At 41.8% G+C, this 22,790-nt stretch carries 28 protein-coding genes; 6 read left to right on the top strand and 22 right to left on the bottom strand.

Going from position 1 to position 22,790, the window contains the following annotated elements:
• Positions 1-2: 2 nt before the first annotated feature.
• From ACMAZF_RS09885 to ccoN, 5 genes are all read right to left on the bottom strand, one after another.
• Complete coding sequence (locus ACMAZF_RS09885; protein ID WP_435273700.1) at positions 3-497, bottom strand: FixH family protein; 495 nt, start codon at positions 495-497, stop codon at positions 3-5.
• A gap of 115 nt (positions 498-612) precedes the next feature.
• Positions 613-1,566 (bottom strand): cytochrome-c oxidase, cbb3-type subunit III, encoded by a 954-nt coding sequence (ccoP, locus tag ACMAZF_RS09880; RefSeq protein ID WP_435273699.1) that lies wholly within the window; start codon positions 1,564-1,566, stop codon positions 613-615.
• Positions 1,559-1,741 carry a cbb3-type cytochrome oxidase subunit 3 gene (locus ACMAZF_RS09875; protein ID WP_435273698.1) on the bottom strand — a complete coding sequence of 61 codons (183 nt, stop codon included), beginning with the start codon at positions 1,739-1,741 and terminating at the stop codon, positions 1,559-1,561. The genes ccoP and ACMAZF_RS09875 overlap by 8 nt, the downstream gene beginning before the upstream one ends.
• Positions 1,742-1,749: 8 nt before the next feature.
• On the bottom strand, positions 1,750-2,364 hold the full coding sequence (gene ccoO, locus ACMAZF_RS09870; RefSeq protein ID WP_435273697.1) for a cytochrome-c oxidase, cbb3-type subunit II: 615 nt from the start codon (positions 2,362-2,364) through the stop codon (positions 1,750-1,752).
• Positions 2,365-2,374: 10 nt separating this feature from the next.
• Positions 2,375-3,796 (bottom strand): cytochrome-c oxidase, cbb3-type subunit I, encoded by a 1,422-nt coding sequence (gene ccoN / locus ACMAZF_RS09865; protein ID WP_435273696.1) that lies wholly within the window; start codon positions 3,794-3,796, stop codon positions 2,375-2,377.
• Between the two features lie 319 nt (positions 3,797-4,115).
• Between ccoN and ACMAZF_RS09860 the strand changes: the two genes are divergently transcribed.
• The gene (locus ACMAZF_RS09860; RefSeq protein ID WP_435273695.1) at positions 4,116-4,508 is read left to right on the top strand and encodes a hypothetical protein; all 393 of its coding nucleotides are present in this window, start codon (positions 4,116-4,118) and stop codon (positions 4,506-4,508) included.
• Here ACMAZF_RS09860 and ACMAZF_RS09855 read toward each other — a convergent pair.
• Genes ACMAZF_RS09855 through ACMAZF_RS09845 form a run of 3 tightly spaced genes read right to left on the bottom strand, consistent with a single transcriptional unit; the run spans position 4,492 to position 5,990 of the window.
• Positions 4,492-4,776, bottom strand: coding sequence for a late competence development ComFB family protein (locus ACMAZF_RS09855; protein ID WP_435273694.1), 285 nt, complete (start codon positions 4,774-4,776; stop codon positions 4,492-4,494). The genes ACMAZF_RS09860 and ACMAZF_RS09855 overlap by 17 nt on opposite strands.
• A gap of 59 nt (positions 4,777-4,835) precedes the next feature.
• Positions 4,836-5,471, bottom strand: a complete 636-nt coding sequence (locus ACMAZF_RS09850; RefSeq protein ID WP_435273693.1) for a UPF0149 family protein — start codon at positions 5,469-5,471, stop codon at positions 4,836-4,838.
• A gap of 9 nt (positions 5,472-5,480) precedes the next feature.
• Complete coding sequence (locus tag ACMAZF_RS09845; protein ID WP_435273692.1) at positions 5,481-5,990, bottom strand: DUF3087 family protein; 510 nt, start codon at positions 5,988-5,990, stop codon at positions 5,481-5,483.
• Between the two features lie 129 nt (positions 5,991-6,119).
• Here ACMAZF_RS09845 and ACMAZF_RS09840 point away from each other — a divergent pair, with 129 nt between their 5' ends.
• Positions 6,120-6,638: a DUF501 domain-containing protein gene (locus ACMAZF_RS09840; protein ID WP_435273691.1), complete on the top strand. Its 519-nt coding sequence runs from the start codon at positions 6,120-6,122 to the stop codon at positions 6,636-6,638.
• Positions 6,639-6,640: 2 nt separating this feature from the next.
• Here the strand turns inward: ACMAZF_RS09840 and ACMAZF_RS09835 are convergent, their stop codons facing one another.
• On the bottom strand, positions 6,641-7,273 hold the full coding sequence (locus ACMAZF_RS09835) for a trimeric intracellular cation channel family protein (RefSeq protein WP_435273690.1): 633 nt from the start codon (positions 7,271-7,273) through the stop codon (positions 6,641-6,643).
• A 305-nt stretch (positions 7,274-7,578) separates the two neighbouring features.
• Here ACMAZF_RS09835 and gndA point away from each other — a divergent pair, with 305 nt between their 5' ends.
• A complete protein-coding gene (gene gndA / locus ACMAZF_RS09830) occupies positions 7,579-9,108 on the top strand; it encodes an NADP-dependent phosphogluconate dehydrogenase (protein ID WP_435273689.1) in 1,530 nt (509 codons plus the stop codon).
• Positions 9,109-9,165: 57 nt separating this feature from the next.
• Here the strand turns inward: gndA and ACMAZF_RS09825 are convergent, their stop codons facing one another.
• Genes ACMAZF_RS09825 through ACMAZF_RS09815 form a run of 3 tightly spaced genes read right to left on the bottom strand, consistent with a single transcriptional unit; the run spans position 9,166 to position 12,090 of the window.
• Complete coding sequence (locus ACMAZF_RS09825; protein WP_435273688.1) at positions 9,166-10,173, bottom strand: cytochrome d ubiquinol oxidase subunit II; 1,008 nt, start codon at positions 10,171-10,173, stop codon at positions 9,166-9,168.
• A 1-nt stretch (position 10,174) separates the two neighbouring features.
• Positions 10,175-11,530: a cytochrome ubiquinol oxidase subunit I gene (locus tag ACMAZF_RS09820; protein ID WP_435277222.1), complete on the bottom strand. Its 1,356-nt coding sequence runs from the start codon at positions 11,528-11,530 to the stop codon at positions 10,175-10,177.
• A gap of 11 nt (positions 11,531-11,541) precedes the next feature.
• The gene (locus tag ACMAZF_RS09815) at positions 11,542-12,090 is read right to left on the bottom strand and encodes a GbsR/MarR family transcriptional regulator (RefSeq protein ID WP_435273687.1); all 549 of its coding nucleotides are present in this window, start codon (positions 12,088-12,090) and stop codon (positions 11,542-11,544) included.
• 236 nt (positions 12,091-12,326) lie between these two features.
• On the opposite strand from ACMAZF_RS09815, the gene ACMAZF_RS09810 reads away from it, so the two are divergent.
• The 3 genes from ACMAZF_RS09810 (at position 12,327) to ACMAZF_RS09800 (ending at position 13,878) form a co-directional block, all read left to right on the top strand.
• Entirely contained in the window at positions 12,327-12,632 is a 306-nt protein-coding gene (locus tag ACMAZF_RS09810; RefSeq protein ID WP_435273686.1) for a hypothetical protein, read from the top strand.
• Positions 12,556-12,939 (top strand): alpha/beta fold hydrolase, encoded by a 384-nt coding sequence (locus ACMAZF_RS09805; protein WP_435273685.1) that lies wholly within the window; start codon positions 12,556-12,558, stop codon positions 12,937-12,939. The genes ACMAZF_RS09810 and ACMAZF_RS09805 overlap by 77 nt, the downstream gene beginning before the upstream one ends.
• Positions 12,940-13,194: 255 nt before the next feature.
• Complete coding sequence (locus ACMAZF_RS09800) at positions 13,195-13,878, top strand: hypothetical protein (RefSeq protein WP_435273684.1); 684 nt, start codon at positions 13,195-13,197, stop codon at positions 13,876-13,878.
• Between the two features lie 29 nt (positions 13,879-13,907).
• Here ACMAZF_RS09800 and ACMAZF_RS09795 read toward each other — a convergent pair whose 3' ends face one another.
• From ACMAZF_RS09795 to ACMAZF_RS09750, 10 genes are all read right to left on the bottom strand, one after another.
• Positions 13,908-15,644 carry a Na(+)/H(+) antiporter subunit D gene (locus ACMAZF_RS09795; protein ID WP_435273683.1) on the bottom strand — a complete coding sequence of 579 codons (1,737 nt, stop codon included), beginning with the start codon at positions 15,642-15,644 and terminating at the stop codon, positions 13,908-13,910.
• Positions 15,634-15,888: a hypothetical protein gene (locus tag ACMAZF_RS09790; protein ID WP_435273682.1), complete on the bottom strand. Its 255-nt coding sequence runs from the start codon at positions 15,886-15,888 to the stop codon at positions 15,634-15,636. The genes ACMAZF_RS09795 and ACMAZF_RS09790 overlap by 11 nt, the downstream gene beginning before the upstream one ends.
• Complete coding sequence (locus ACMAZF_RS09785; protein WP_435273681.1) at positions 15,889-17,403, bottom strand: proton-conducting transporter transmembrane domain-containing protein; 1,515 nt, start codon at positions 17,401-17,403, stop codon at positions 15,889-15,891. It abuts the gene before it with no gap.
• Complete coding sequence (locus ACMAZF_RS09780) at positions 17,403-18,899, bottom strand: monovalent cation/H+ antiporter subunit D family protein (protein WP_435273680.1); 1,497 nt, start codon at positions 18,897-18,899, stop codon at positions 17,403-17,405. Before ACMAZF_RS09780 ends, ACMAZF_RS09785 begins: the two co-directional genes overlap by 1 nt.
• Entirely contained in the window at positions 18,899-19,255 is a 357-nt protein-coding gene (locus ACMAZF_RS09775) for a cation:proton antiporter subunit C (protein ID WP_435273679.1), read from the bottom strand. The genes ACMAZF_RS09780 and ACMAZF_RS09775 overlap by 1 nt, the downstream gene beginning before the upstream one ends.
• Complete coding sequence (locus tag ACMAZF_RS09770) at positions 19,252-20,232, bottom strand: DUF4040 domain-containing protein (protein ID WP_435273678.1); 981 nt, start codon at positions 20,230-20,232, stop codon at positions 19,252-19,254. Before ACMAZF_RS09770 ends, ACMAZF_RS09775 begins: the two co-directional genes overlap by 4 nt.
• Positions 20,229-20,561: a monovalent cation/H(+) antiporter subunit G gene (gene mnhG, locus ACMAZF_RS09765; protein ID WP_435273677.1), complete on the bottom strand. Its 333-nt coding sequence runs from the start codon at positions 20,559-20,561 to the stop codon at positions 20,229-20,231. The genes ACMAZF_RS09770 and mnhG overlap by 4 nt, the downstream gene beginning before the upstream one ends.
• Positions 20,558-20,848 (bottom strand): monovalent cation/H+ antiporter complex subunit F, encoded by a 291-nt coding sequence (locus ACMAZF_RS09760; RefSeq protein ID WP_435273676.1) that lies wholly within the window; start codon positions 20,846-20,848, stop codon positions 20,558-20,560. Before ACMAZF_RS09760 ends, mnhG begins: the two co-directional genes overlap by 4 nt.
• A complete protein-coding gene (locus ACMAZF_RS09755) occupies positions 20,848-21,351 on the bottom strand; it encodes a Na+/H+ antiporter subunit E (protein WP_435273675.1) in 504 nt (167 codons plus the stop codon). Before ACMAZF_RS09755 ends, ACMAZF_RS09760 begins: the two co-directional genes overlap by 1 nt.
• A 173-nt stretch (positions 21,352-21,524) precedes the next feature.
• Complete coding sequence (locus tag ACMAZF_RS09750) at positions 21,525-22,391, bottom strand: universal stress protein (RefSeq protein WP_435273674.1); 867 nt, start codon at positions 22,389-22,391, stop codon at positions 21,525-21,527.
• Positions 22,392-22,790: the final 399 nt, after the last annotated feature.

Raw genomic sequence — 22,790 nt, 5'->3', positions numbered from 1 at the left:
GACTAGCGGTTAGCAAATGAGTCGAGAAGGGTATCGTATTCGCTTGGAAATTTATCGACAGTTTGTATACGCCATTTCGCATCAAACGATTCCAAATGAATGGTCCATTTTCCACTCAATGCTTCGTCTAAGACGAACTCATAGTGGCCAGCACTGTTGGCTGTTAGCAACAAATCAAAATCTTTTGCTTGTTGTGTGCGATGAATAAAATTCAATTTAAGTGCAGCACTTTGCTTTTCGCCAAAGGTTTGCGTTAACTTGATTTTGTTACCATCAACACTTAAACGAAATTTTAAGGCTAAGCGAAATGCATTTTCTAATCGGGTTAAGTCGACGTTTATCGCTTTTCCTTTTTTATAATAATCTTCAACAACCATATCTGGTTTATTGTCAATGGCAATAAAAAGGGTAGTAACACTGGCAACAACCGCACACATTGGAAGGATAATCAAGACCCACGGCCAAAACTGCTTATACCAAGGTTTAATAGTGCTCACTTAAGACTCCGAAGTTTAAATATATTGACGTTAAACTTGGCCTTGTTTAACGGTAATATACTTTAAAAAAATAGGGCTTCGTAGTTTTACGAAGCCCTATTCGATTCAACAAAATTTATTTTTTGTTAGATAGGCTGTAAACGTAAGCAGAGATAACATGTACTTTATCTTCACCTAAGATTTCACCCCAAGCAGGCATTACACCGATACGACCGTTTGCAACAGAATCAGTAATAGCAGCAGTAGAACCGCCGTATAACCAAATATTATCTGTTAAGTTAGGTGCACCAAGTGCTTGATTACCTTTACCGTCAATACCATGACAACCAGCACAGATACCAAACTTCAGTTTACCTGCAGCGGCGTCTTTAGCATTTACTTTACGGCCACTTAGGCTACGCACGTAAGTTACTACGTCCTTAACGCTTTCGTCTCCGCCAAGTGCAGCTTTCCATGAAACCATGCTACGGCTATCACGACCAACGTTGATAGTTTCTTTGATCTTAGCGAAACTACCACCGTGTAACCAATCAGTATCAGTTAGGTTAGGGAAGCCGCGTTGACCACGTGCATCACTACCATGACACTGCGCACAGTTCTGAATAAACAAACGTTGACCAACTTTTAGCGCTTGTTCGTTCTCCATCAGTTCTTCAACTGATTGTGCTGCAAATTTAGCATACGTTTTACCGTAAACTGCATCCGCTGTGTCTAATTCGTTGACGTATTGATTGATTTCGTTGTTTTCACGAGTTTTAGCATTAGCTGCTTTAACATCGGCTAGTGAATAGTACTCTTTATTTGCACTCTTCCAACCAACGACCCCTTCGTAACCACCAAGACCAAACCATACGAAATAACCCAAGCCCCACACTATGCTCACAGCGAACATAATTGTCCACCAGCGCGGTAATGGGTTATTCATCTCTACAATGCCATCAAATTCATGTGGCATTTCTTTGCCTTCGTCACCCATTGTGTCAACGATAACCATGCGTAATAAATATGCACAGCCAAAAACAACAATTAATGATCCAGCGATAATCCAAGCACTCCAGAAGTTACTCATGTGTACTCTTCTCCTGATTTTTATCTTTCTGTTTCGGTTGCTCATCAGCAAATACTAGGTTTGCTGCTTCATCAAAGCCTTTTTTGCGTCGTGAGCTGTAAGCCCAAGCGTAAATGCCGATAAACAAGATCAGCATTCCCACTGTTACGATGCCACGAAATGTACCGTAATCCATGGGAACTCCTATTTTAAGTTAGTGCCAAGTGATTGAAGGTAAGCGATTAACGCTTCAAGCTCAGTTTTGCCTTTAACAGCCTCTTTAGCACCTGCAATGTCTGCATCAGTGTACGGAACGTCAAACGAATTTTTGAAAATGCTCAATTTGTCTGCCGTTAATTCGCCATCTAACGTGTTCTCAGCTAACCAAGGGAAACCTGGCATATTTGACTCTGGCACTACGGCACGAGGGTCAAGTAGATGAGCTTCATGCCACGCGTCACTATAACGACCGCCAACACGAGCTAGATCAGGCCCAGTACGCTTAGAACCCCATAAGAATGGGTGATTCCAAACTGACTCACCAGCTAGAGAATAATGACCGTAGCGTTCTGTTTCATGACGGAATGGGCGGATCATTTGAGAATGACACTGTACACAGCCTTCACGGATGTAGATATCACGGCCTTCAAACTGAAGAGCCGTTAACGGCTTCATACCATCAATAGGGCGATTCGTTTCTTCAAGAAATAGGTTTGGTGTAATTTCAACCAAAGTACCAAAGCTAATCGCAAGGATAGTAAAGACGCCAAGTAGGCCAGCGTTCTTTTCTACGCGTTCATGATTTAATTTTTTAAACATCGTATGCTCCTTACGCTTCTTCTTCGATTAATGAACCTTTCGGCGCAGTAACAGTTTTAATCACGTTGTATAGCATGATTAACATACCAGTTAGGAAGAATGCACCACCAATCGCACGCATTAGGTAGAATGGCATTGATGCTTCAACACTCTCAACGAAGCTATAAGTTAATGTACCGTCAGAGTTTACAGCAGACCACATTAGACCTTGCATAACACCAGAGATCCACATTGCAACGATGTACAATACAGTACCTATTGTTGCCAACCAGAAATGAGTGTTAATTAAAGATTTGCTGTACATACGAGTGTTACCGTATAGACGTGGGATCATGTGGTACAACGCACCGACAGAAACCATAGCAACCCAACCTAAAGCACCAGAGTGAACGTGACCAACAGTCCAATCAGTGTAATGTGATAACGCATTCACTGTTTTGATTGCCATCATCGGGCCTTCAAACGTTGACATACCATAGAATGATAAAGAAACGATTAAGAAACGTAAGATAGGGTCAGTACGCAGTTTATGCCATGCACCAGATAACGTCATGATACCGTTAATCATACCACCCCATGACGGAGCAAATAAGATAACAGACATAACCATACCTACAGTTTGCGACCAATCAGGTAACGCAGTGTAGTGAAGGTGATGTGAACCCGCCCAAATGTAAAGTGCAACAAGTGCCCAGAAATGAACGATAGATAAACGGTAAGAATATACTGGGCGCTCAGCTTGCTTAGGAACGAAGTAATACATCATACCTAGGAAACCAGCAGTCAATAGGAAACCTACGGCATTATGGCCGTACCACCATTGAACCATAGCATCCGTAGCACCGCCGTAAGCAGAATAAGACTTCAACCAAGATACAGGTATCGCAGCACTATTGATAATGTGTAGTACAGCAACAACTAGGATGAAACCACCGTAGAACCAGTTAGCGACATAAATGTGCGATGTTTTACGTTTCATTAATGTGCCAAAGAAATTGACAGCATAAGCTACCCATACTACCGCAATCGCGATATCGATTGGCCATTCAAGTTCAGCGTATTCTTTAGACGAGGTATAACCAAGTGGTAAAGTGATAACAGCTGACGCGATGATTGCCATCCACCCATAAAAGGTGAAGCTGGCGATTTTATCGCTGAATAACCTGACTTGACAGGTGCGTTGAACAACGTAATAAGACGTTGCGAAAAGGGCGCTTGTACCAAAACCGAAAATTACGGCATTAGTATGTAGCGGACGTAACCGACTAAAGGTTAACCAAGGTGTGTCAAAGTTTAAACTTGGCCAGTATAGCTGTGCTGCAATAAATACACCCACTGCCATACCAACGATTCCCAAAATAACGGTGGCAATCGCGAATTGGCGGACAACAGTGTAGTTATAATCAGCGTGTGATGGAGTTGTGTGACTCATCTTATTGCTTCCAGTGCTTACATTTGCTTGTGAATGCCGAACTCAAAGTTTCGGCTGTAAACCTTATTTATTTTTATAAAAATGCATAAGGACCCGTGCTACATTAATGATGGTTTCATTACGGTTAGACCATGACTAATTTGCAGCGCTATCATACGTTAAAACGGCAGTATTGTAGCTTGATTTAGATCAAAGATGAAATTTGAAGAGGGAGAATTCTGAAATATTTTGACAAATATTAACTAACTGACGTTTTTATACGCAAAAAGTTGCAAAAATATCGCTATAATCCGACCATAAAAATTAAAAAAGTAGTGAAATGAAGCCGATTATACTAGCCAGTTTACTTATTCTTACGGGATGTTACGACACCGTAGACAAAACTGAGAACATCCATAAAATCAATACATTCCAGAGCGATTCATTGGCTCTAACTATTCCACAGGAGCTTTATGCTGAAACGCTCTTTGATGTTGGGATCACATTTGATCAACCCGTCTCAAATATTAAGGGAGAGCTTACCGGAATTTCGATGGATATGGGTAAAGTACCGTTGTTTTTTACGTCGAATAATCAGGATTTGACGGCATATTCGACTAAAGTTTTACTCGGCGCCTGTGCTTTGCCAGTGATGCAATGGCGCTTATCATTGACCTGGCAAGAAAACGGGAAAACTCAATACTTCGAACAGTCGATTACCGTGCAGCGTTAGGTCGATGCTGCGCTTTATTGTGTAAATATGCAATGGCAGATTTCACCGCTTTATCAACTTGATAATCCATGTTAAGTCGATCGTAAGAGCTTAGATAAAACGACATATCAATTTCATGGCGGATATAGCGAGCAGGGAGCTGGGTTAAAGCGTGACAACAAACATCAGCCATAAACTCTTTGTCAAACTCACTGTACTCAGGATGGGAAATCAGATGTTCTATCATCAACTTTTCATAGTAGTTATGAATATCAAGGTCTAAATGCATATATCACCTCATCACAATAGGTCGGTAATTAAAGTTTAGCAGAAGATAGATAAAAAGTACTACTCTTCACCCCAACCTTCTGATTCCTCAAAATCGTATAGCCCTGTGCTTAATGCCGCTTGTTCAACGAGTTGTGCATATTCAGGAACCAAATCACCAATCATGCTATACATAATTGGCGCAAACACGGATAGATTACTATCATCTTGGCTATCGACAACTTCTTGAGCCATCTGACGGTCTGCAAAAAACGTTAATGCCATTATAGCAAGCGTAAACGATTCCAGAATTTCAGATTCTTCGGTAAGGTTATCGAGTAATTTGTTTGAATAAAAATTCGCGCCGCACGCAAAACCATAGCTCCATTCGTGTAACGGGTGACCACTAAGGAAGTTAGCTTCAACCATTTCTTGAGAGAACTCTAAGACTTTCGGGAGTTTATATCCTTCATCAAACACCAAGTCACTGGTGTGATTGTACAACTGCGCCAAAATCATCGTGATCTCATCGGGAATGCTGTCAGTTTCTGCGTTAAAAATAATGGGCAGCCAATCGTTAACTTCAATAGGATCAGGGCTTGCTATGACGGCAAACAAATAACCTTTGACGGCATTTAAACACAGCGTTTGACTAGGCGCTTGGTCGACAAGCCAATGGGATAGTTGTTGTTCTTGTTCGTTGGTTAACTGATGCACGTAAAATCCTTAAGAAAATTGCGTTAATAGATCACGAGAATAACGGTTAGCGTCCGCTTGAAAGTTTACTTGATTTATTTGGTCAAAAAACATTGATTCTTTACTGTTTAATTCACTTATCGTAAGCGTATTATCGTCGAGGGTCCAAACTTGTCGTGTGGCTTGGTAATAAAAAGCAAGAACATCAAATGCTGTAGTGTTGTTGTTCTTTGCCGATTTTTCAACGGCTTTTAACTTGCGATTGATATGAGAAAGCTCAAATTTCAAACGCGATACGTAGAGTATCTCAGCAAAGTACGGCTTTGATTTTATCTGACTAGCAACGATAGCAAGGATAACAACACTAATAATAACCCCTGCTAAATTCAGATTGAAGTTACTGCCGTCAACATCACCGACGAAAAGAATCAAGATTGATGAAATACTCAGCGCTCCAATCATCAATGCTGCAATCACTGCAAAAGTAGTGTACTTAAAATGCTGGCGATAGGTCGCTTTATCAATATCTTTTAACTGCAATTTTTACCCTTCAATGTTACTACGATCAAATTAATGCCGCGAATATTACCAGAACATACAACAATTTCAGTTAAAACCACAAAAAATATCGGTATAATCTCGCGAAATTTACCAAAAGAATCTATTTCAATGTCAAATTGTCAACTTACTGAACATCAATTAGAAATTATTAATCAACAACTAGGCCGTACGCCTCGTGGAATTATTAAGATAGCTCATCAGATGGAAAACCAAATCCCAACGGTTTTACAAACACGAAGCTTAGTGGCGGATAAACCATTTCCGACTATGTACTGGTTGTGTTCTAAAGATCTTCATAAAGCCATTAATAAGATTGAGACTAATGGCTGGACCAAGCATATTGAACAGCGCATCATGGAAGAAGACGATTTAAGGGAAACATTTTATAAAAATCACCAGCAATACGTTAAAGCCCGTTGGGACGCCATGTTACCAGAAGATAGAGCGCGCCTTGAAGAACTAGGATACATAAAACTGTTCGATCAATATGGTATCGGCGGCATTACCAATTGGACAAAAGTACGTTGTCTCCACATGCAGTATGCGCACCATTTATGTGGCGTCAACATCATAGGCCAGTTGATGGATCAAGAATTTGAACTAGACAAACTCACCATTAATATCTAGTGCTAACGTTTTGACTGATATGAGGGGAGTGACAATCCCCAAATGATGGCAGCGCTTCGCAAACCGAACGCTGCTAAGAACCCGCCTAACATAGCAATACTTTCTACAACACCAACCCAATGTAATAACCAATAGATAGAGCCGCCGGCCACGGCTGTGGTTACATAGAGTTCACGGTTACTAAGCACCAGATCATAGCCACAGAGAACATCGCGAATAATACCGCCAAATGATGCCGTTACAACGCCCATACAAACACAGATAAGCGGCGGCGCACCAAGTGATGCAGCGATTTGAGTGCCTGTTACACAAAATAGCGCCAGTCCTAAAGCATCCATCCAAATCAATGCTTTAGTTCGTGATTCGAGCATAGGAGCGACGAAATAGGTCATTAATGACATGAGCATACAGAGGCCAACATAGGTTGCATCCATGATCCAATAAACTGGCACGTTCCCTAATAACACGTCACGAATTGTACCGCCGCCTAGACCTGTCACCGTACCAATTAACATAAATCCCAGTATATCCATTTCCTTACGTGCCGCATCTAATGCGCCCGACACCGCAAATACTGCGATCCCAAAAAGGCCTAGCAAGGTCACCATAAAATCAAGATCTAATAATTGGTTCATACTTCAATCGCTTAAGTAAAAAAATGTCAAAATAATATAGCGTGAATATTAACTTGATGACAATAATATTTATTGTCCGCAATTTTATAATAAAGCTAACTTTAAATAACGTGTTATCTGGTAGGAATATCACAGTTATGTAACTTAATTACACAAAGGCTTAACGCTAAAAGCATAAATATGATGTTGAGCACATTATTAGCCTTGCATTTAGTTTAATAATTTCTAAAGTTAGTATTATTTTTACATCATAATTAAGTTATAATCCGCGCCAATCTATCCATCCTCTGCATTAAGGTATGAAAATGACAGAACAAAATGCGCATTGTGACATTGGGTTTATTGGTTTGGGCGTGATGGGAAAAAATCTTGCGTTAAACCTTGCTGATAACGGTTACACAATTGCTGCTTTCGATTTAGATCACCAGAAGGTCGATGACGTTTTGGCGGCAGACGCCAATGAAAATACCACAGACAGTCCTCGTATCGTGCCATGTCATTTATTTACAGAACTGTTAGGCAAGCTGACCGCACCTCATCTTATTATTCTCTCGATTCCGGCCGGTGCTCCCGTTGATGACGTATGTGGTAAGTTAATTGACGCAGGAATTAAAGCTGACGATATTATTGTCGACACCGGTAATAGCTTGTGGACTGATACCGTCGAGCGAGAAAAACGCTATCGCGGTAAATTTAATTTCTTCACAACGGCCGTTTCAGGTGGGGAAGTCGGCGCTAGATTTGGTCCTTCATTAATGCCAAGCGGAGATCCGTATGCATGGGCGAGAATTGAACCGGTTTGGCATGCCATTGCTGCTAAAGTTGATCCTGAGACTGGTCGCGCATTAGAGCGCACTAGCCATGACCAACCATTAACGGTTGGCGAACCCTGTGCAACTTATATTGGTCCAGCGGGTTCCGGTCATTATGTAAAAATGGTTCACAATGGTATTGAATACGCTGACATGCAGATGATATGCGAGGCATACCACATCATGCGTGAGTCACTCAAAATGACCCCAATTCAAATTGCTGAGATATTTGAGCAATGGAATAACGGAGTATTAAACAGTTACCTGATGGAAATCAGTGCCGAAGTCCTTCGTGAGTTTGACGAAGAAACAAAGTTACCATTAGTTGATGTGATCCTTGATAAGGCAGGTCAAAAGGGCACTGGACTATGGACTGCTGTTAGTGCATTACAAGTTGGCGCGCCAGCGACGACCATCGCGCAGTCTGTGTTTGCTCGTTCTTTATCAACGCTCAAACATGCCCGTATTCGAGCCGCTAAATTACTCAAAGGTCCGGAAATCACACCTGTTAAAACCACTGAGCACGCCAGTATCATAGAGCAAGTCCATGACGCACTGTACTGTTCTAAGATTGTCGCTTATGCGCAAGGTTTCCAGTTAATTAAATTGGCAGCGCGTGAACAAAATTGGCCAATTGATTTTGGTTCAATCGCGAAAATTTGGCGTGCTGGTTGTATTATTCGCGCAGCCTTTTTACAAAAGATCACTGACGCTTATGATCGCGATAGTGACTTAGGTAATTTACTACTCGACGAATACTTCGCAGGTGAGATTGCAAAGCATCAGCATAACTGGCGTCAAGCGATTGCAAAAGCAACCATCGATGGCATTCCTTGCGGCGCGTTTAGTTCAGCGTTGGCCTATTATGATTCTTATCGTATGGAAACATTGCCAGCGAACTTGTTGCAGGCTCAACGAGACTTTTTTGGCGCACATACATTTGAACGAGTGGATAAACTAGCAGGTAAAAAATATCACGTAACTTGGTCACAAGATAAACGTGAAATGTTAGAAGTAGAATAGAATAAATATTTAATTGACTGGAATGGCGCTTAACTCATTAAGCGCCATTTTTTTGTGCTAATAATATTGCAATGGAGATACTTTGCCCCAAAACACTCGGTAAGAAAAAATGGTATATAAAATGATTGTCGGGATCACGATGATTGCCCCCCACAAAATGAAATTGAGCGCTTGCGGCGCAGCAACAGATTCCCAAATTGTTAGCTGACCTGGCACAATGTCTGGGTAAAAACTAAGTGCTATACCTACAAAACACAGAAGATAAATCGCGACAGTTAACGCAAATGGACTCCAACAGCGACTATCATCAGATTCATTAATTGCTTTTCTAGCAATCATCTTGCGAATTTCGAACAACGCAACCACAAAACAAAGTCCGCATAAGATAGGCAAAATCCAATACGCCGGAGTTGTTAACCAGCGATTAAACACAGCATCATTGACCAAAGGGTTGACGATAGATACCGCAATCACACCCAACCAACTTACGAAAAGCGCCTTATAGAACCACTTAATTGCGCGAGTTTGCAGTTCACCTTCACATTTCATGATTAACCACGCAGCACCTATCAGCGTGTAAGCAATGGCGACGCCCACCGCGCTAATGAGGCTAAATAGAATCGACATACCGCTGCTGTCAAAACCAACAATATATTGACCTAACATGTAGCCTTGACTGAGCGCCGCAAAAAGCGAACCGAACTTAAAGGCGCGGTCCCATAACGGCTTGTGGGCAAATAACGCCTTCGCTCTAAAGTCAAAAGCAATACCTCTAAGAATCAGGCTGATCAACAATACTAAGGTTGGTAAATACAACGCTTTAAATACAATTGAATGGGCTAATGGGAAAGCAATAAAGAGAAGTCCCATCGCCATCACCAGCCAAGTTTCGTTGGCATCCCAAAATGGACCAATAGATGCGATCATCGTGTCGCTTTGTTGCTCGTCCTTGAGTGGTATTAACATACCAACGCCAAGATCATAACCATCCAGAATCGCATATAAAATAACGGTTAACGCCATTAATGCGGCGAAGATTATCGCTAAGGGTTCTTGTTCAAACAACTTATGCTTCCTTCTTAACCATTGGAGATGAATAGTATTCGTTGTCACTAATTTCTTCGACTTCAATTGCTCGCCGCGACATCGTGAGTAACGTATGTAGATAAGCCCACATCACCACAACATAGATAACCAAGTAGGCTACAAGTGAAATCATCACATTCTCGGGGGCGATGTCAGTAGCCGCATCTCGAACAGATAGCACACCAGTAACTAACCAAGGCTGACGGCCAATTTCTGTCACATACCAACCAGCGAGCGTCGCAATCCACCCTGAGAAAGTCATCAACACCAGCACTTTTAACATCCAAGGTGGCAATTCGTTACGTTTCATTAGCCAGATACGGGCAGTCCACGCAACAGCCAGCATTAGGAATCCTAGGCCAACCATTAAGCGAAACGCATAAAACACCGGTGCCACAGGCGGGTGATTTCCTTTGAACTCGTTAAGTCCTTTTATCTTACCGTTCATATCATGGGTTAGAATAAAACTTGCTAGATTAGGAATCGCGATTTCAAAATGATTCTCACGGTTCTCTTCATCAATCATCGCAAATAGTAATAATGGAACCCCTTTTTGAGTTTCCCAAACACCTTCCATCGCCGCGACTTTCTGTGGTTGGTGTTTTAAGGTATTTAGCCCATGAATATCACCCACATAAACCTGACACGTTGTTAGAATTAATGCCGCTGTTAAACTTATCTTTAATGCTTTAGTCAGCGCCCGTTTATTATCGCCTTTCAGTAATCGATAAGCGCTAATACCAGCAATCAAGAAAGATGCGGTGAGTCCTGACGCAATTAACATATGCATTAAGCGATAAGGAAATGATGGATTAAAAATAATTGCCCACCAATCAGTTGGAAACGCAACGCCATCAATCATTTCAAAGCCTTGCGGAGTCTGCATCCAAGAGTTGAGAGCAAGAATCCAAAATGCCGATAAGCTGGTACCAATGGCAACAACGATAGTGGCTATTGTATGTACAACAGGTGGCACACGCTTAATTCCAAAAAGCATAATTCCTAAAAATGATGCTTCGAGAAAAAATGCGGTGAGCACTTCATAACCCAATAATGGACCTGCGATATTACCAACACGTTCCATAAAGTGAGGCCAATTGGTGCCAAATTGAAACGACATCGTGACGCCCGTAACGACGCCAATTGCAAAGGATAGCGCAAAGATTTTAACCCAGAATCGATACATCCGCATCCACACGGGATCATCGGTCATGTTCGCTTTGATTTTAAAAAATACTAAAAACCAACTGAGTGCAATCGTAATCGTTGGAAATAAAATATGAAAACTAATGTTCGCTGCAAACTGAATACGCGATAACATCAACGTTTCTTCAATCATGAAGCCTCCTATTTATTATTGGCCAATAGCTTATCCTTAATATCCAACACCTTACTTACACCAGAGCCAAGTTTCATGAGTGTATTAAGGTTGTCTGGGTTCATCGTCTGCAATTCGCCAGCCCATTGGGTTACGGTCTCTAATAAGTCGTGGATCTCTAGCATCTGTTGTTGTGCGTAAGTTTCTTTGGCGTTAGTGGGCTCATCAAGCAAATTGTCGCGTAAAACTGAAAGAGTAGGGTCAACTTCCCGTTTGCGACGTTCTTCAAAAACACGGATTGCCATATCCCAAATAGAACCGGCTGGTGCATAGTATTCTTTGCGATCTTTAGGTTTGTGACTGATGCTAATGAGTCGCCATGATTGAAGTTCTTTGATGCCCATAGAGACGTTGCCGCGAGAAATATTAAGGGTGTCTGCAATTTCAACTGCAGTTAATGGCTGCTCGCTAATAATCATCAAACCATACATTTGGCCAACGGTACGGTTAAATCCCCAACGACTACCCATCTCGCCACAATGCATGACAAAGGACTCGATTTTTGGTGCTATTATCATTTAATTGCGACCTTCTGAAGTTTCAGTAATTAGTGAAACTATACGCTCAAATTGACAAAGATCAACGTTGTTTTAAATTTTTTAACCTTCGATCACTTAGTTGATATAGGTCTAGTCAATCGGTAAATTCGCGTGATTTAAAATCCTAGTGACACATTTCTATACAAATTTACGCTAGCGATAGCGCGCTACTAATGTATTGTAATCATTCCAATATATTTGAGATGAGAATTGGGATGAGTAAATTGTTAACAAGCGTGATAATTACTGCCAGTTTATTCTTGAGTTCGTTAGCGAACGCTGTATCGCCAGCAGAACAGAAGTCATTGAAGTCTGACGTTTTAGACGATAATCGCAGTTTTTTTGTCTATTTACCGACAGACTACGATAAAAACGAAGCAAAAAAATATTCTGTAATCTATATGTTAGACGCTGGTAATGATGATGAATTAGTCGCACAACAAGTTGAAAAGTTGTCAGGAGAGGGGGGGCAAGCAAGCACCAATTGTCGTTGCTATCGCCAACATTCGTCGAGGATATGATTTCACGCCAAGTTATCTAAAACTTGGCCGTGGCGAAAACCGCCGCACGGGTAATGGAGACAACTTTCTATCATTTATTACCAACGAACTCATCCCTAAGATCGAACAGCAATATTCAGTTAATGACACGCGTTACTTTATGGGACATTCGTGGGGCGGCGCATTTACCTCTTATGTATTAAGTCAGTATCCTGATTTGTTTAAGGGGGTATTTATATTTAACCCCAGCTTTGGCAATATCCCTGATGCGTCCAATAAAGCGGATAAGCTAAGCCAAGACTTTATCAAAAATATTCTAAAAAAATAAGTCACTTGAATTTGTTTATCTAAGCGTTGGAGGCAAAGAGCGTCAGCGTTTTAAGAACTCGTTTGATGGCTTTAAACCATTTTTAGAATCACAATTGCCACAACGAATTAAGCTTGTGACTGCCATCAATGACGACGCCGATCATATGGCCAATCCAGAAGTATCGATTCCTAATGCGTTAAAACTAGTTTTTCAATAATAATAGTAATAAAGTAGCTGCCAATATCATTTTTTAATGACAAGGAAGGATGAAGAATGACAGCTATTTCTATTGATTATCAACAAGCACGGAAACTCATGAAGCCCGGTGATGTTATCGCTTTTGGCGGTTCTAGTGCGTTTTCAAAAATCATCAAATTGGTAACGTTTTCAGATGTATCCCATGTTGGCGTTATCTTAAAAACCCAGATTACCGAAGACAACAACGGTTTGTTTTTCAATCAAATTATTGAGTCGACGGGTAAGAAGGGAGTGAGTGTTAGCCGATTTAGCCAAGTCTTAGACGACTATGACGGTGAGGTTTGGTGGTTACCATTATCAGACGAACTGCGAGAGAGTAGATTCGATGTTAATGCATTCTTTGAATTTCTATACAATCAAGCGGATAAGAATCTTAGTTATGACTTATCACAAGCGCTGACATCGGCAGTCGATGTGGTGGAAAAATTGATGTTTGGTGATGTAGATTTAGGCCACAACAAAGAAGATTTCAGTAAATTTTTCTGCTCAGAGATCGTCGCAGCTGGCCTTGAAAAATCAAAAGCAGTTGATTCAATAAACGCGTCAGAGATTACGCCGATTGATCTTTGTCGCTGGAAGATTTATCAAGGTGAATATTACGTGCTAAAAGGCGACCCTGAAAAAAACATTTCACGTTTTAATTCCTCTGAGCCCAACGCATGGAATCGAGAACGGGAAACCTCAACAGAGATTAGTTAAGCAGTTGGCCAGTCAATTGACTGGCTAAACTACACATAATAAAGCACTAAAATTCCTGCCAACATCAGGGCAACCCATACGACCATGGTTTCTGTCGGCCACAACCGAGAGAAATACCCTTTGAGCTGCTCGTTCTCTTCATCATAAGAGTGACCGATAAGTTGCTTGATATAGGTAGTTACACGCAGCTCTATCGATGATAAGCCGCCTGTGATAGCACGATAAATGGTCACCACAAAGTTAGGTGCAAGTTTGCGATAAAGCCAGTCGGTATCGAGATTAGTTGAAGGCAACTCTGGCGGATACATATTTTTCAGATTTAGCCACACAAAAGCCATCGCTGAGAAAAACAGCAACTGTAATTGCGTGAGTACGTGCGTAACATCATAAGGCGAATAACTCGCGTTGTACGGTAATAATGCGTAAACGGTTTGTGCTGGGAATGTCCCAATGACGACACAAAGTGTTGCAGCAATGGCCATGGCAAAAAGCATATTTTTCGGTGGCTCACTAGTCCGAATACCTGAATCATGAGCGAAAAATGCAAAGTAGGGGATTTTAATGCCTGCGTGATGAAATACCCCTGCCGCAGCAAACAGTAATAGTAGCCATACAACATCGTAACCTTGAGCCACTGCAGCGCTCATGATCATTGATTTTGAGACGAATCCACTAAACAATGGGAAGGCTGAAATTGAAGCTGCGCCGACGATACATAAAATTGTCGTTTTTGGCATACTTTTATATAGACCGCCAAGATCAGAGCCATTGATTCGACCTGTCATGTGTAACACAGCGCCCATACTCATCATTAATAAGCCTTTAAAGATCACATCATTAAAAGCATGAGCCACCGCGCCGTTAAGGGCCAGTGAGGTGCCAATGCCTACGCCAACCACCATAAAACCAATTTGATTAATCATGCTATAAGCAAGTACCCGGCGTAGATCATTTTCAATGACGGCATAGAAAATAGGAAAACAAGCCATCGTAACGCCAATCCATACTAAGATTTCTTCGCCTGCAAACCCTCTCGCTAAAGTGTACACCGCCACTTTCGTGGTAAATGAAGCCAGAAATACGGTGCCCGTTGGTGTGGCTTCTGGATAAGCATCCGTCAACCAATTGTGCACAAATGGAAAGGCGCATTTAATGCCAAACGCGATGAAAATCAGCCAAGCTCCAATGCCCAATAGACCATCATGGGATAAACCAATATCCGAAAAGCGAGCGCTGCCCGTTTCGTTGATAAAAATAATTGCACCAGCAAGTAATAACACCCCAGAGAGCACTTTAATCAGGATATAGCGCATGCCAGCACCATAAGCACGCTCTGTGCGCCTTGCCCAAATAAGAAATACTGAGGTTAGCGCTAAGGTTTCCCAAAAGATAAATAACGTCAGTAAATCGCCCGCAAACACAGCACCAACGGCACTGGCCGCATAGCTCAGTCCCGCAACGTGTTGAATAGTATCTTTAAGATGAAGCGCATAAACCACAGCAATAAACGCTGCGAGGTGAAAGAGATAGCCGAAAATAATACTTAACTTATCGACTCGCACTGGCTCTAGTTGATAACCTATGAACTCAAATGTCCAATAGAGACCGGGATCAAGTATTGCCAGTTGCAATGCCCCCCAGATTGGTGTCACGAGCATAATTACGCTACGTAGGTGACCTCGCAAAAATATCGCGGCAAGAGCGCCTATTAACAGCGGTACAAAGGGTGGTAATTGCGGTAATATCGTAGAAAGGCTACTTATCATAGTAGTCTTCCTCTTTCATCAGCACTTTACGCATCAGTTTTGCGATCAGTACTAATACCACGCAGCCAGCGAAGCCATAGAGCGCATAGAAGGCAGGGATATTTTCCCAGTCGTGATAGATATGACGGTGGACAACAAAGTCGACAAGGACTAACAGCGCACAAACAACATAAAATATATTGAGCATCTTTTTAATGTTTTCTGGCTTATCAAAAAAGTCAGCTGGTTCTTTATTATCGTTCATTTAAGATCCTCCCGTGACATGAGTTGAGACGTCAGGAATCAAATTGATCAAATCAATAAGCGGTTGTGGAAAGAAAAACAACGCTAAGCAAGCGACGCTGGTAACACATAACGCAAGCAAGATCGGGAACGGCGCTTCTTTCACTTCCGACCATGACCAAGCGGGCTGCTTACTGTCCGATGGATTAAAGAATGCTTTTATCGGAATAGGCAATAAATAGGCAACATTAAGCAGTGTACTTACCATAAGTACCGCGACAATAATGAGTTTGTCGCTCTCAAGTGCACCAACCACTAAATACCATTTACTCCATGTACCAGCCAATGGTGGTAAACCGATAATACTCATTGAGCCAATGGCAAAAGCAATCATGGTTATTGGCATTTGTCGGCCCAGTCCCACCAATTCACTGACGCTCTTTTTATGAGCCGCTACCATGATAGCACCAGCACAAAAGAACAAGGTGATTTTCCCCACCGCATGGGTTGCAATGTGCAGGCTAGCACCGGCAGCTGCAATCGAAGACGCTAACAATGCACCTACCACAATATAGCTAAGTTGACTGACGGTTGAATAGGCCAACCGCGCTTTCAAATTGTCTTTGGTGATGGCAACGCATGATGACAACAGAACCGTAGCCGCGCCGATATAAAGCATAAAGTCGGTTGTCGCGATTTGGCTGAGATTATCGATACCAAAGATATAAATGATGATTTTTAATATACTAAAAACGCCTGCTTTAACCACAGCTACTGCATGGAGTAGCGCACTTACGGGAGTTGGAGCAACCATCGCAGCGGGCAACCAGCGATGAAATGGCATAATGGCTGCTTTACCAACACCATAGCAAAACAATACTAACAGTAACGCAATGAGTCCTTTAGACTGACTCTCATTGAAAATTCCGCCTGCGCTAAAGGTTAACGTTCCAGCGCTTACCCATGTAGCAAGCACGGCAAACAGTAAAAATGCAATCGAGGTCCCAAGTAAAATACCGAGATAAATTCGGCCACCGCGTTTTGCTGCATCATTGCCTGCATGCGTCACTAAAGGATAGGTTGAAAGAGTAAGCAATTCATAAAATATGAATAGCGTCAGTAAATTGGCAGAGAAACAAATCGCCATTACGGTAGCAATCGCTAGTGCGAAGCAGCAAAAGAACCGTGTTTGATTCTTCTCATTATGACCTCGCATATAACCAATCGCGTATATCGTGGTGATTATCCATAAAAAGCTAGCAACCAGCGCAAATAATACGCCTAATGGTTCTACATTAAATGCTATCGAAAGGTTTGGGATGATGGTTATCCAATGACTTGTCATTGGAATTTGAGCAAAAGTGTTCTCAGTAATGCTCAGTACCACGGTGAATAATAATGTCGCGATGGCAAGCGATGCAGTCTCTCGAATATTGGGGTACTTGCCCAACAATATAACGAGTGCCGCGCCAATCAGCGGCAAGATTATCGCAATATTTATGAGTTGTTCAGGTGAAATGTCAGACCAAATATTCATTAGTTAGCCCCCGTATTGTGCGGTTGGCTGAGCCACTGCGCCGCGGCATCTGCAGCGCCAACGGTTACTGAAGTATCAATACCAAAATAAATATTGGCTAACACCAACACCCACATCGGAATTAGCATCATCAGAGGGGCTTCTTTTATATTGGTTTCTTGTTGTTGCGATACTTTGCCAAAGTAGGCGGCTTCAAGCACACGGCCAATGTAAACAACAGCAAGTAACGAACCGAGTAATAATACAAAACCAATCAACCACTGTTGTTGTTCAAAGACCGCGGTGACTAAATACCATTTACTCACAAACCCCGCTGTCAGGGGAACACCGATGATACTGAGGCCAGCGATAGTAAAGGCAGCCATGGTCCATGGCATAGTTTTTCCAAGGCCTCTAAAAGATTTAATATCAACTGAGCCGACCCGATAGGCCACGCACCCAAGTGCCATAAACAACACGCCTTTCATTAATGCGTGATTGAAAATATGCAGTAACCCCGCCATTAAACCAGCACTTGTTGCCAGGCTAATCCCGAGAATCATGTAACCTATTTGCGCGACACTGCTATAGGCCAACATCGATTTCATATTGCTTTGCAGTGTTGCCATAAATGAGCATTTAAAGATCGCAATGATGGCAAGTACGAGCAAAATGATATCCATACTCATGGTCTCAAATACATACTGCGCCCCAAAGATACTAAAAATAAAGCGCACCATGACATAGACAGCAACTTTGGTGGCTGTGCTGGCTAAGAAAGCACTAACAGCTGATGGTGCATGAGTATATGCAGGAGGCAACCACATATGCAGTGGAAACAGCGCCAATTTGATACTTACCCCAATTAAAATAAACGCCAGACCAGTATTAAGGGTTCTGTTACCTTCAATTAAAGCGATTTTATCAGCCAGATCGAGCATGTTTAGGGTGCCGGTTTTCATATAGAGCATGCCAACACCAATCAAAATAAAGGTTGCTCCTATCGTGCCCATGATAAGGTAACGAAAGGCAGCAATTAGACAGCGTTTGTCTCTGGACAGACTAACCAGTGTGTAAGTCGCTAACGATGAAATCTCGAGAAAAACGAATAAATTAAAGGCATCACCTGTACTTAAAATCCCCGACAAGCCAGTAAGGCACAATAAGTGTGCGGTGTAGAAAAGCGAATGTTTCTCGGTATCTATTTCTTTAGCAATACTCTGGTTGGCATAAATTAATACCAAGGTAGAAATCCCGGACACCAAGCTTAGAATGAGCGCGCTGGCGACATCTATGCGTATCTCAATGCCCCATGGTGCTTGCCAACCACCGACTGCATAACTGACTACGCCTTGATCGAGTGTTGTCATTAACAAGCCAATTGATGCGGCGCAGCTAAGCCCACTTACTAATGTCGAAAATAGCCAACACCATTGGCTTCTTCCTAAAATAAAACAAACAGGCGCCGCAATGAGCGGTAAGATTATTGGTAAGATCGCAAGGTGTAATTCAATCATTATCTGACATTATCCTTATCGACAATTTCATTTTCTTCAATAGAGCCGTAACGCGCCTTGATGCGAATAATTAGCGCTAATGCAACGGCGGTCGTTGCAACTCCGACGACTATCGCCGTTAAAATAAGCACGTGGGGCAGTGGGTTTGAAAAGCTCGTCACTCCGTCGGCTACAATTGGCGCACTACCGCCTGAGACCTTGCCAATTGATATATACATCATAAACACCGAAGTCTGGAAAATACTCAGGCCAATGACTTGTTTAATCAAATTATTAGACGCAATAACGATATAAAATCCCGCCATCATTAATACGATGACAATCCAATAGTTGTAATGTTCGGCAATAAAACTCATTGAATATTCGTCCGTTCAGCTTGATTTGCAAAGGCATAGAAAATGGCAAGTATCGCCGCAAAAACGGTTATTCCCACCCCAAGTTCAATCAATATAATCCCAAGATGTTGACCAGCCACTGGATCGGTGGCAAGTACGTTGTAATCAAGGAAATTTCCTCCTAGAAAGAGGCTTACTAAACCTGTACCAGCGTAAATCAAGACGCCGAGTGCTGACAAAAACTTTAAAAGTGCTGGCTTTACGACCTGAACAGAAATAGGCAACCCAAAGACGAGGGTATAAAGTAAAATCGCAGCTGCTGCGATAACCCCCGCTTGAAACCCACCCCCAGGGCCATAATCTCCGTGAAATTGAACATACAGCGCAAACAAAACGGTAAAGGGAATAATAATTTTAGCGATTACTCGTAATACTAAATGAGACTTGAGGCCCGACGCCATCGTGTTTAATTGCGCTTTAGGTAAACCAAGCAAGCTAAATACACCAATGGCCGCCGCAAAGACAACGGCCGTTTCGCCTAACGTATCAAAGGCACGGTAGCTAGCCAGTACCGAGGTAACCATATTGGGTAGACCAATTTCTTGTGGTGATTTTTCAATATAACGAGGCGCAACGTGTTGATGCGCCGGATTATTTGGATCGCCAAATGCTGGCATATCCATGGTGCCATAAATCAACACCGCACCGGTCAACACAACAACCAATAAAGGAAGTAACTTAGGGCGCGTATTAATCTTTTCTCTGCGGCCTGTCAGTGCAAGCGTGCCTAACATGAGGACAGTTGTAATCCCAGCGCCTACAGACGCTTCAGTGAAGGCTACATCCACTGCGTCTAGATTGATGAAAATCAGCGCTGATAAGAAACTGTAAATACCAAAGAGCATGACAACAGCAAACAAATCCTTTAAAAAGATCACCCCTAACGCTGTGATGGCCAACATGCCCAGTAGCACGATATTAATAAATTCATTCATCATTCGCGCTCCTTTGACTGAGCATCACGGGCGTTTGATTCTGGCAATGTAAATAAGCCACCATGTCTGGCTGATTTTGCAAGCGCATGGGAAGCCGTAGGTCCAGTTAGGAGTAGGAAAACGGCTATGATAAGCAGTTTAACTGTCACTAAATCAAAGTCTGTACGGAGCATTAAACCAGCAACGATTAAAAGTGTAACTACCGAATCGGTGACGCTTGCAGCGTGGACTCGTGTAAAAAAATCTGGAAACCTAAAAAGACCGATGGCGCCGGTCACACTAAAGAAAGCGCCGCTAATAAGTAAAACTGAACTAAGAATGTCTAATATCATTTTATAGACTCCTCAGGATCGTCTGACTCATTTGACGCGGTATACTCAAAAAATCGCAACACGGCAATCATGCCGATAAAGTTGATCAGCGCGTATACAATGGCAATATCTAAAAAGTCAGGACGGCCGCCTAGAAAACCAAGAACCGCAATAAAAAGCGCTGTTTTGGTACCAAACATATTTACCCCGAGAATTCGGTCGTAAACAGTTTCTGCTTTTAATGCCCGAGCCAACGCCAATGCCATCACTGACAACATAGCAATCGACGTTGCAATTAAAACCCACATTAGTCACCACCCTTAACAAGTGAAGATGCTTTATTTGCCATTGCGCCAGATCCTAACTCCGCTATTGAATGTTGCTCTAAGGCATGAACAGTGATGTGTTCATCATCAATATCAATCGACAAAGTGCCCGGAGTTAGGGTAATAGAATTTGCGTAAAGAACTCTCGTTTTTAGCGGTATATGATCAATGGGTAGTTTCACCATTACAGGGTGTAGATTAGTGCTGTTTGTCCAAACAAGCCTCGTCACTTGGAGACTTGATTTAAACACTTGCCCGAGTAACCAAATAACATAGCTAAGGAAATTCAGATTAATGGGGATTCTAGGAAGTTGTCCATCGATACTGTTCATTTTCCAGAGCAAAGCGACAACTAAAATGACCGATAAAGCGCCTAAACCCAATAGTAACGGGGTAAAGAAACCAGACAGCAATACCCAAAAGAAGGCAAGCACTATTCCCCAAATCGCTAAATAAATTATATTCTTATCGTTATTAGTTGACATTTTGTGTCCCAAAATATTGTTCAATGAATACAACAAACTTTTAAATGCTACTACTGCCTCGTCCTTCGCTAATGCTTACGTCGTCAATGCCTAAATTCGGCAACACGTTTTATAGCCGGACAGCCCCTTATCTTTTTTCTATAAGGGATTTTTTAAATAAATTTGAATTGAAACTACAAGTCTTGAAGTTCGATGCTGAGTGAGTCGGTTCTTAAATTATGCATAACCTTTTCAGTAACGTTACCAAAAATCATGCTTTTAAGCCCACTTCGTCCGGTACTTCCCATAACAACGAGTTCTGCTTTAATTTCGTTGGCGCAATGAGGAATCGTCCTATCTGGAGACCCTGCGGTGATATGAATGTTAGCGTCGCTAATACCATGTTCTTGAAGTAGGGTGTCAAGCTTGTCTTCACCTTCTTGACGATGATTTTTAGCATATTCTTCCAAATCAACAATATCTAATTCTTTCAATATTTTTGATACGGGCAGGCAGTAAACAACGTGTAAGGATGCACCAAAGGTGTCTGCCCACTTTTTGCTCCAATGGAAAATGGTAGAATTTAATTGACGATGAGCCGCGTCTTTGGGTGATGGATTGATAGCCGCTAAAACATTGTGCTTATTGCGCCAGCGCTGTTGACTTGCGATTAATACGGGGATTTTAAGTCTGCGAATTAATTCCCAGTCGCAAGGCGTATGAAAGAATGTTTCTGAGCGGTGGCCAGCTTTTAGGATCAAATCGAAATCTTTACCGTCACAGTAATTTAAAACCCAGTTGACAATGTCGTCAGTAACAATGATCTGACTCTCAATGATTTCGTGTTGTTCATAATCAGCAAATATTTCGGTAATTGCTTGATTAAGCTCAGATGTTTGTGCAGCAAGTGCAGCACTATCAACAGCGTTAGTATTATCTGTCTTAATAAAACGGACGACTTCGATTTTTTCCCCAAGTGGGCCTGCGATGTCACGTGCCTTTTTTAACGAACAATTACTTGTTTCATGTCCATCTGAAATTACCAAAATTGACTTAGCCATAATGATCCTTGAAATTCGACATGCTTTTAATTTAGCGGCTAAATATTACGCAGTCAAGGATGAACGAAAGACTAGTGCGAAATAGCTATAATGCATCGAATGTGTATCTAAAAGTCATGATTGTGAGGTCAAAATCCCCTAAGTACCAAGTTAGCTAGCATGAAAGATGTGCAACTATTCGCTTTTAATCACTAAAATTAAAAATCAATCTATTAGACGAAGTGTTTATATCTTAAATCTTTAAAAATTAATATTTTACGTGGTTATTTTTTAAACAACAAATAACCAAAATTACAGTCATAGGATAATGATCAAGGAAGACGCTTTTGACTCCTAACATTACCGAAGCGAAATTGATTAACAACTAGTACCAATTAAGTTACCACAAGCCGAAACATC

The organism is Psychrobium sp. nBUS_13 (assembly GCF_051201665.1).
Lineage (GTDB): Bacteria > Pseudomonadota > Gammaproteobacteria > Enterobacterales > Psychrobiaceae > Psychrobium.
This window is presented reverse-complemented; position numbering and strand designations above follow the sequence as displayed.

Excerpts from the sequence above, each read along its gene's own strand:
- ccoP (WP_435273699.1), bottom strand. The coding sequence starts at position 1,566 with ATGAGTAACTTCTGGAGTGCTTGGATTATCGCTGGATCATTAATTGTT.
- ACMAZF_RS09875 (WP_435273698.1), bottom strand. The coding sequence starts at position 1,741 with ATGGATTACGGTACATTTCGTGGCATCGTAACAGTGGGAATGCTGATC.
- ccoO (WP_435273697.1), bottom strand. The coding sequence starts at position 2,364 with ATGTTTAAAAAATTAAATCATGAACGCGTAGAAAAGAACGCTGGCCTA.
- ccoN (WP_435273696.1), bottom strand. The coding sequence starts at position 3,796 with ATGAGTCACACAACTCCATCACACGCTGATTATAACTACACTGTTGTC.
- ACMAZF_RS09860 (WP_435273695.1), top strand. The coding sequence starts at position 4,116 with ATGAAGCCGATTATACTAGCCAGTTTACTTATTCTTACGGGATGTTAC.
- ACMAZF_RS09855 (WP_435273694.1), bottom strand. The coding sequence starts at position 4,776 with ATGCATTTAGACCTTGATATTCATAACTACTATGAAAAGTTGATGATA.
- ACMAZF_RS09840 (WP_435273691.1), top strand. The coding sequence starts at position 6,120 with ATGTCAAATTGTCAACTTACTGAACATCAATTAGAAATTATTAATCAA.
- ACMAZF_RS09835 (WP_435273690.1), bottom strand. The coding sequence starts at position 7,273 with ATGAACCAATTATTAGATCTTGATTTTATGGTGACCTTGCTAGGCCTT.
- gndA (WP_435273689.1), top strand. The coding sequence starts at position 7,579 with ATGACAGAACAAAATGCGCATTGTGACATTGGGTTTATTGGTTTGGGC.
- ACMAZF_RS09815 (WP_435273687.1), bottom strand. The coding sequence starts at position 12,090 with ATGATAATAGCACCAAAAATCGAGTCCTTTGTCATGCATTGTGGCGAG.
- ACMAZF_RS09810 (WP_435273686.1), top strand. The coding sequence starts at position 12,327 with ATGAGTAAATTGTTAACAAGCGTGATAATTACTGCCAGTTTATTCTTG.
- ACMAZF_RS09800 (WP_435273684.1), top strand. The coding sequence starts at position 13,195 with ATGACAGCTATTTCTATTGATTATCAACAAGCACGGAAACTCATGAAG.
- ACMAZF_RS09795 (WP_435273683.1), bottom strand. The coding sequence starts at position 15,644 with ATGATAAGTAGCCTTTCTACGATATTACCGCAATTACCACCCTTTGTA.
- ACMAZF_RS09790 (WP_435273682.1), bottom strand. The coding sequence starts at position 15,888 with ATGAACGATAATAAAGAACCAGCTGACTTTTTTGATAAGCCAGAAAAC.
- ACMAZF_RS09785 (WP_435273681.1), bottom strand. The coding sequence starts at position 17,403 with ATGAATATTTGGTCTGACATTTCACCTGAACAACTCATAAATATTGCG.
- ACMAZF_RS09780 (WP_435273680.1), bottom strand. The coding sequence starts at position 18,899 with ATGATTGAATTACACCTTGCGATCTTACCAATAATCTTACCGCTCATT.
- ACMAZF_RS09775 (WP_435273679.1), bottom strand. The coding sequence starts at position 19,255 with ATGAGTTTTATTGCCGAACATTACAACTATTGGATTGTCATCGTATTA.
- ACMAZF_RS09770 (WP_435273678.1), bottom strand. The coding sequence starts at position 20,232 with ATGATGAATGAATTTATTAATATCGTGCTACTGGGCATGTTGGCCATC.
- mnhG (WP_435273677.1), bottom strand. The coding sequence starts at position 20,561 with ATGATATTAGACATTCTTAGTTCAGTTTTACTTATTAGCGGCGCTTTC.
- ACMAZF_RS09760 (WP_435273676.1), bottom strand. The coding sequence starts at position 20,848 with ATGTGGGTTTTAATTGCAACGTCGATTGCTATGTTGTCAGTGATGGCA.
- ACMAZF_RS09755 (WP_435273675.1), bottom strand. The coding sequence starts at position 21,351 with ATGTCAACTAATAACGATAAGAATATAATTTATTTAGCGATTTGGGGA.
- ACMAZF_RS09750 (WP_435273674.1), bottom strand. The coding sequence starts at position 22,391 with ATGGCTAAGTCAATTTTGGTAATTTCAGATGGACATGAAACAAGTAAT.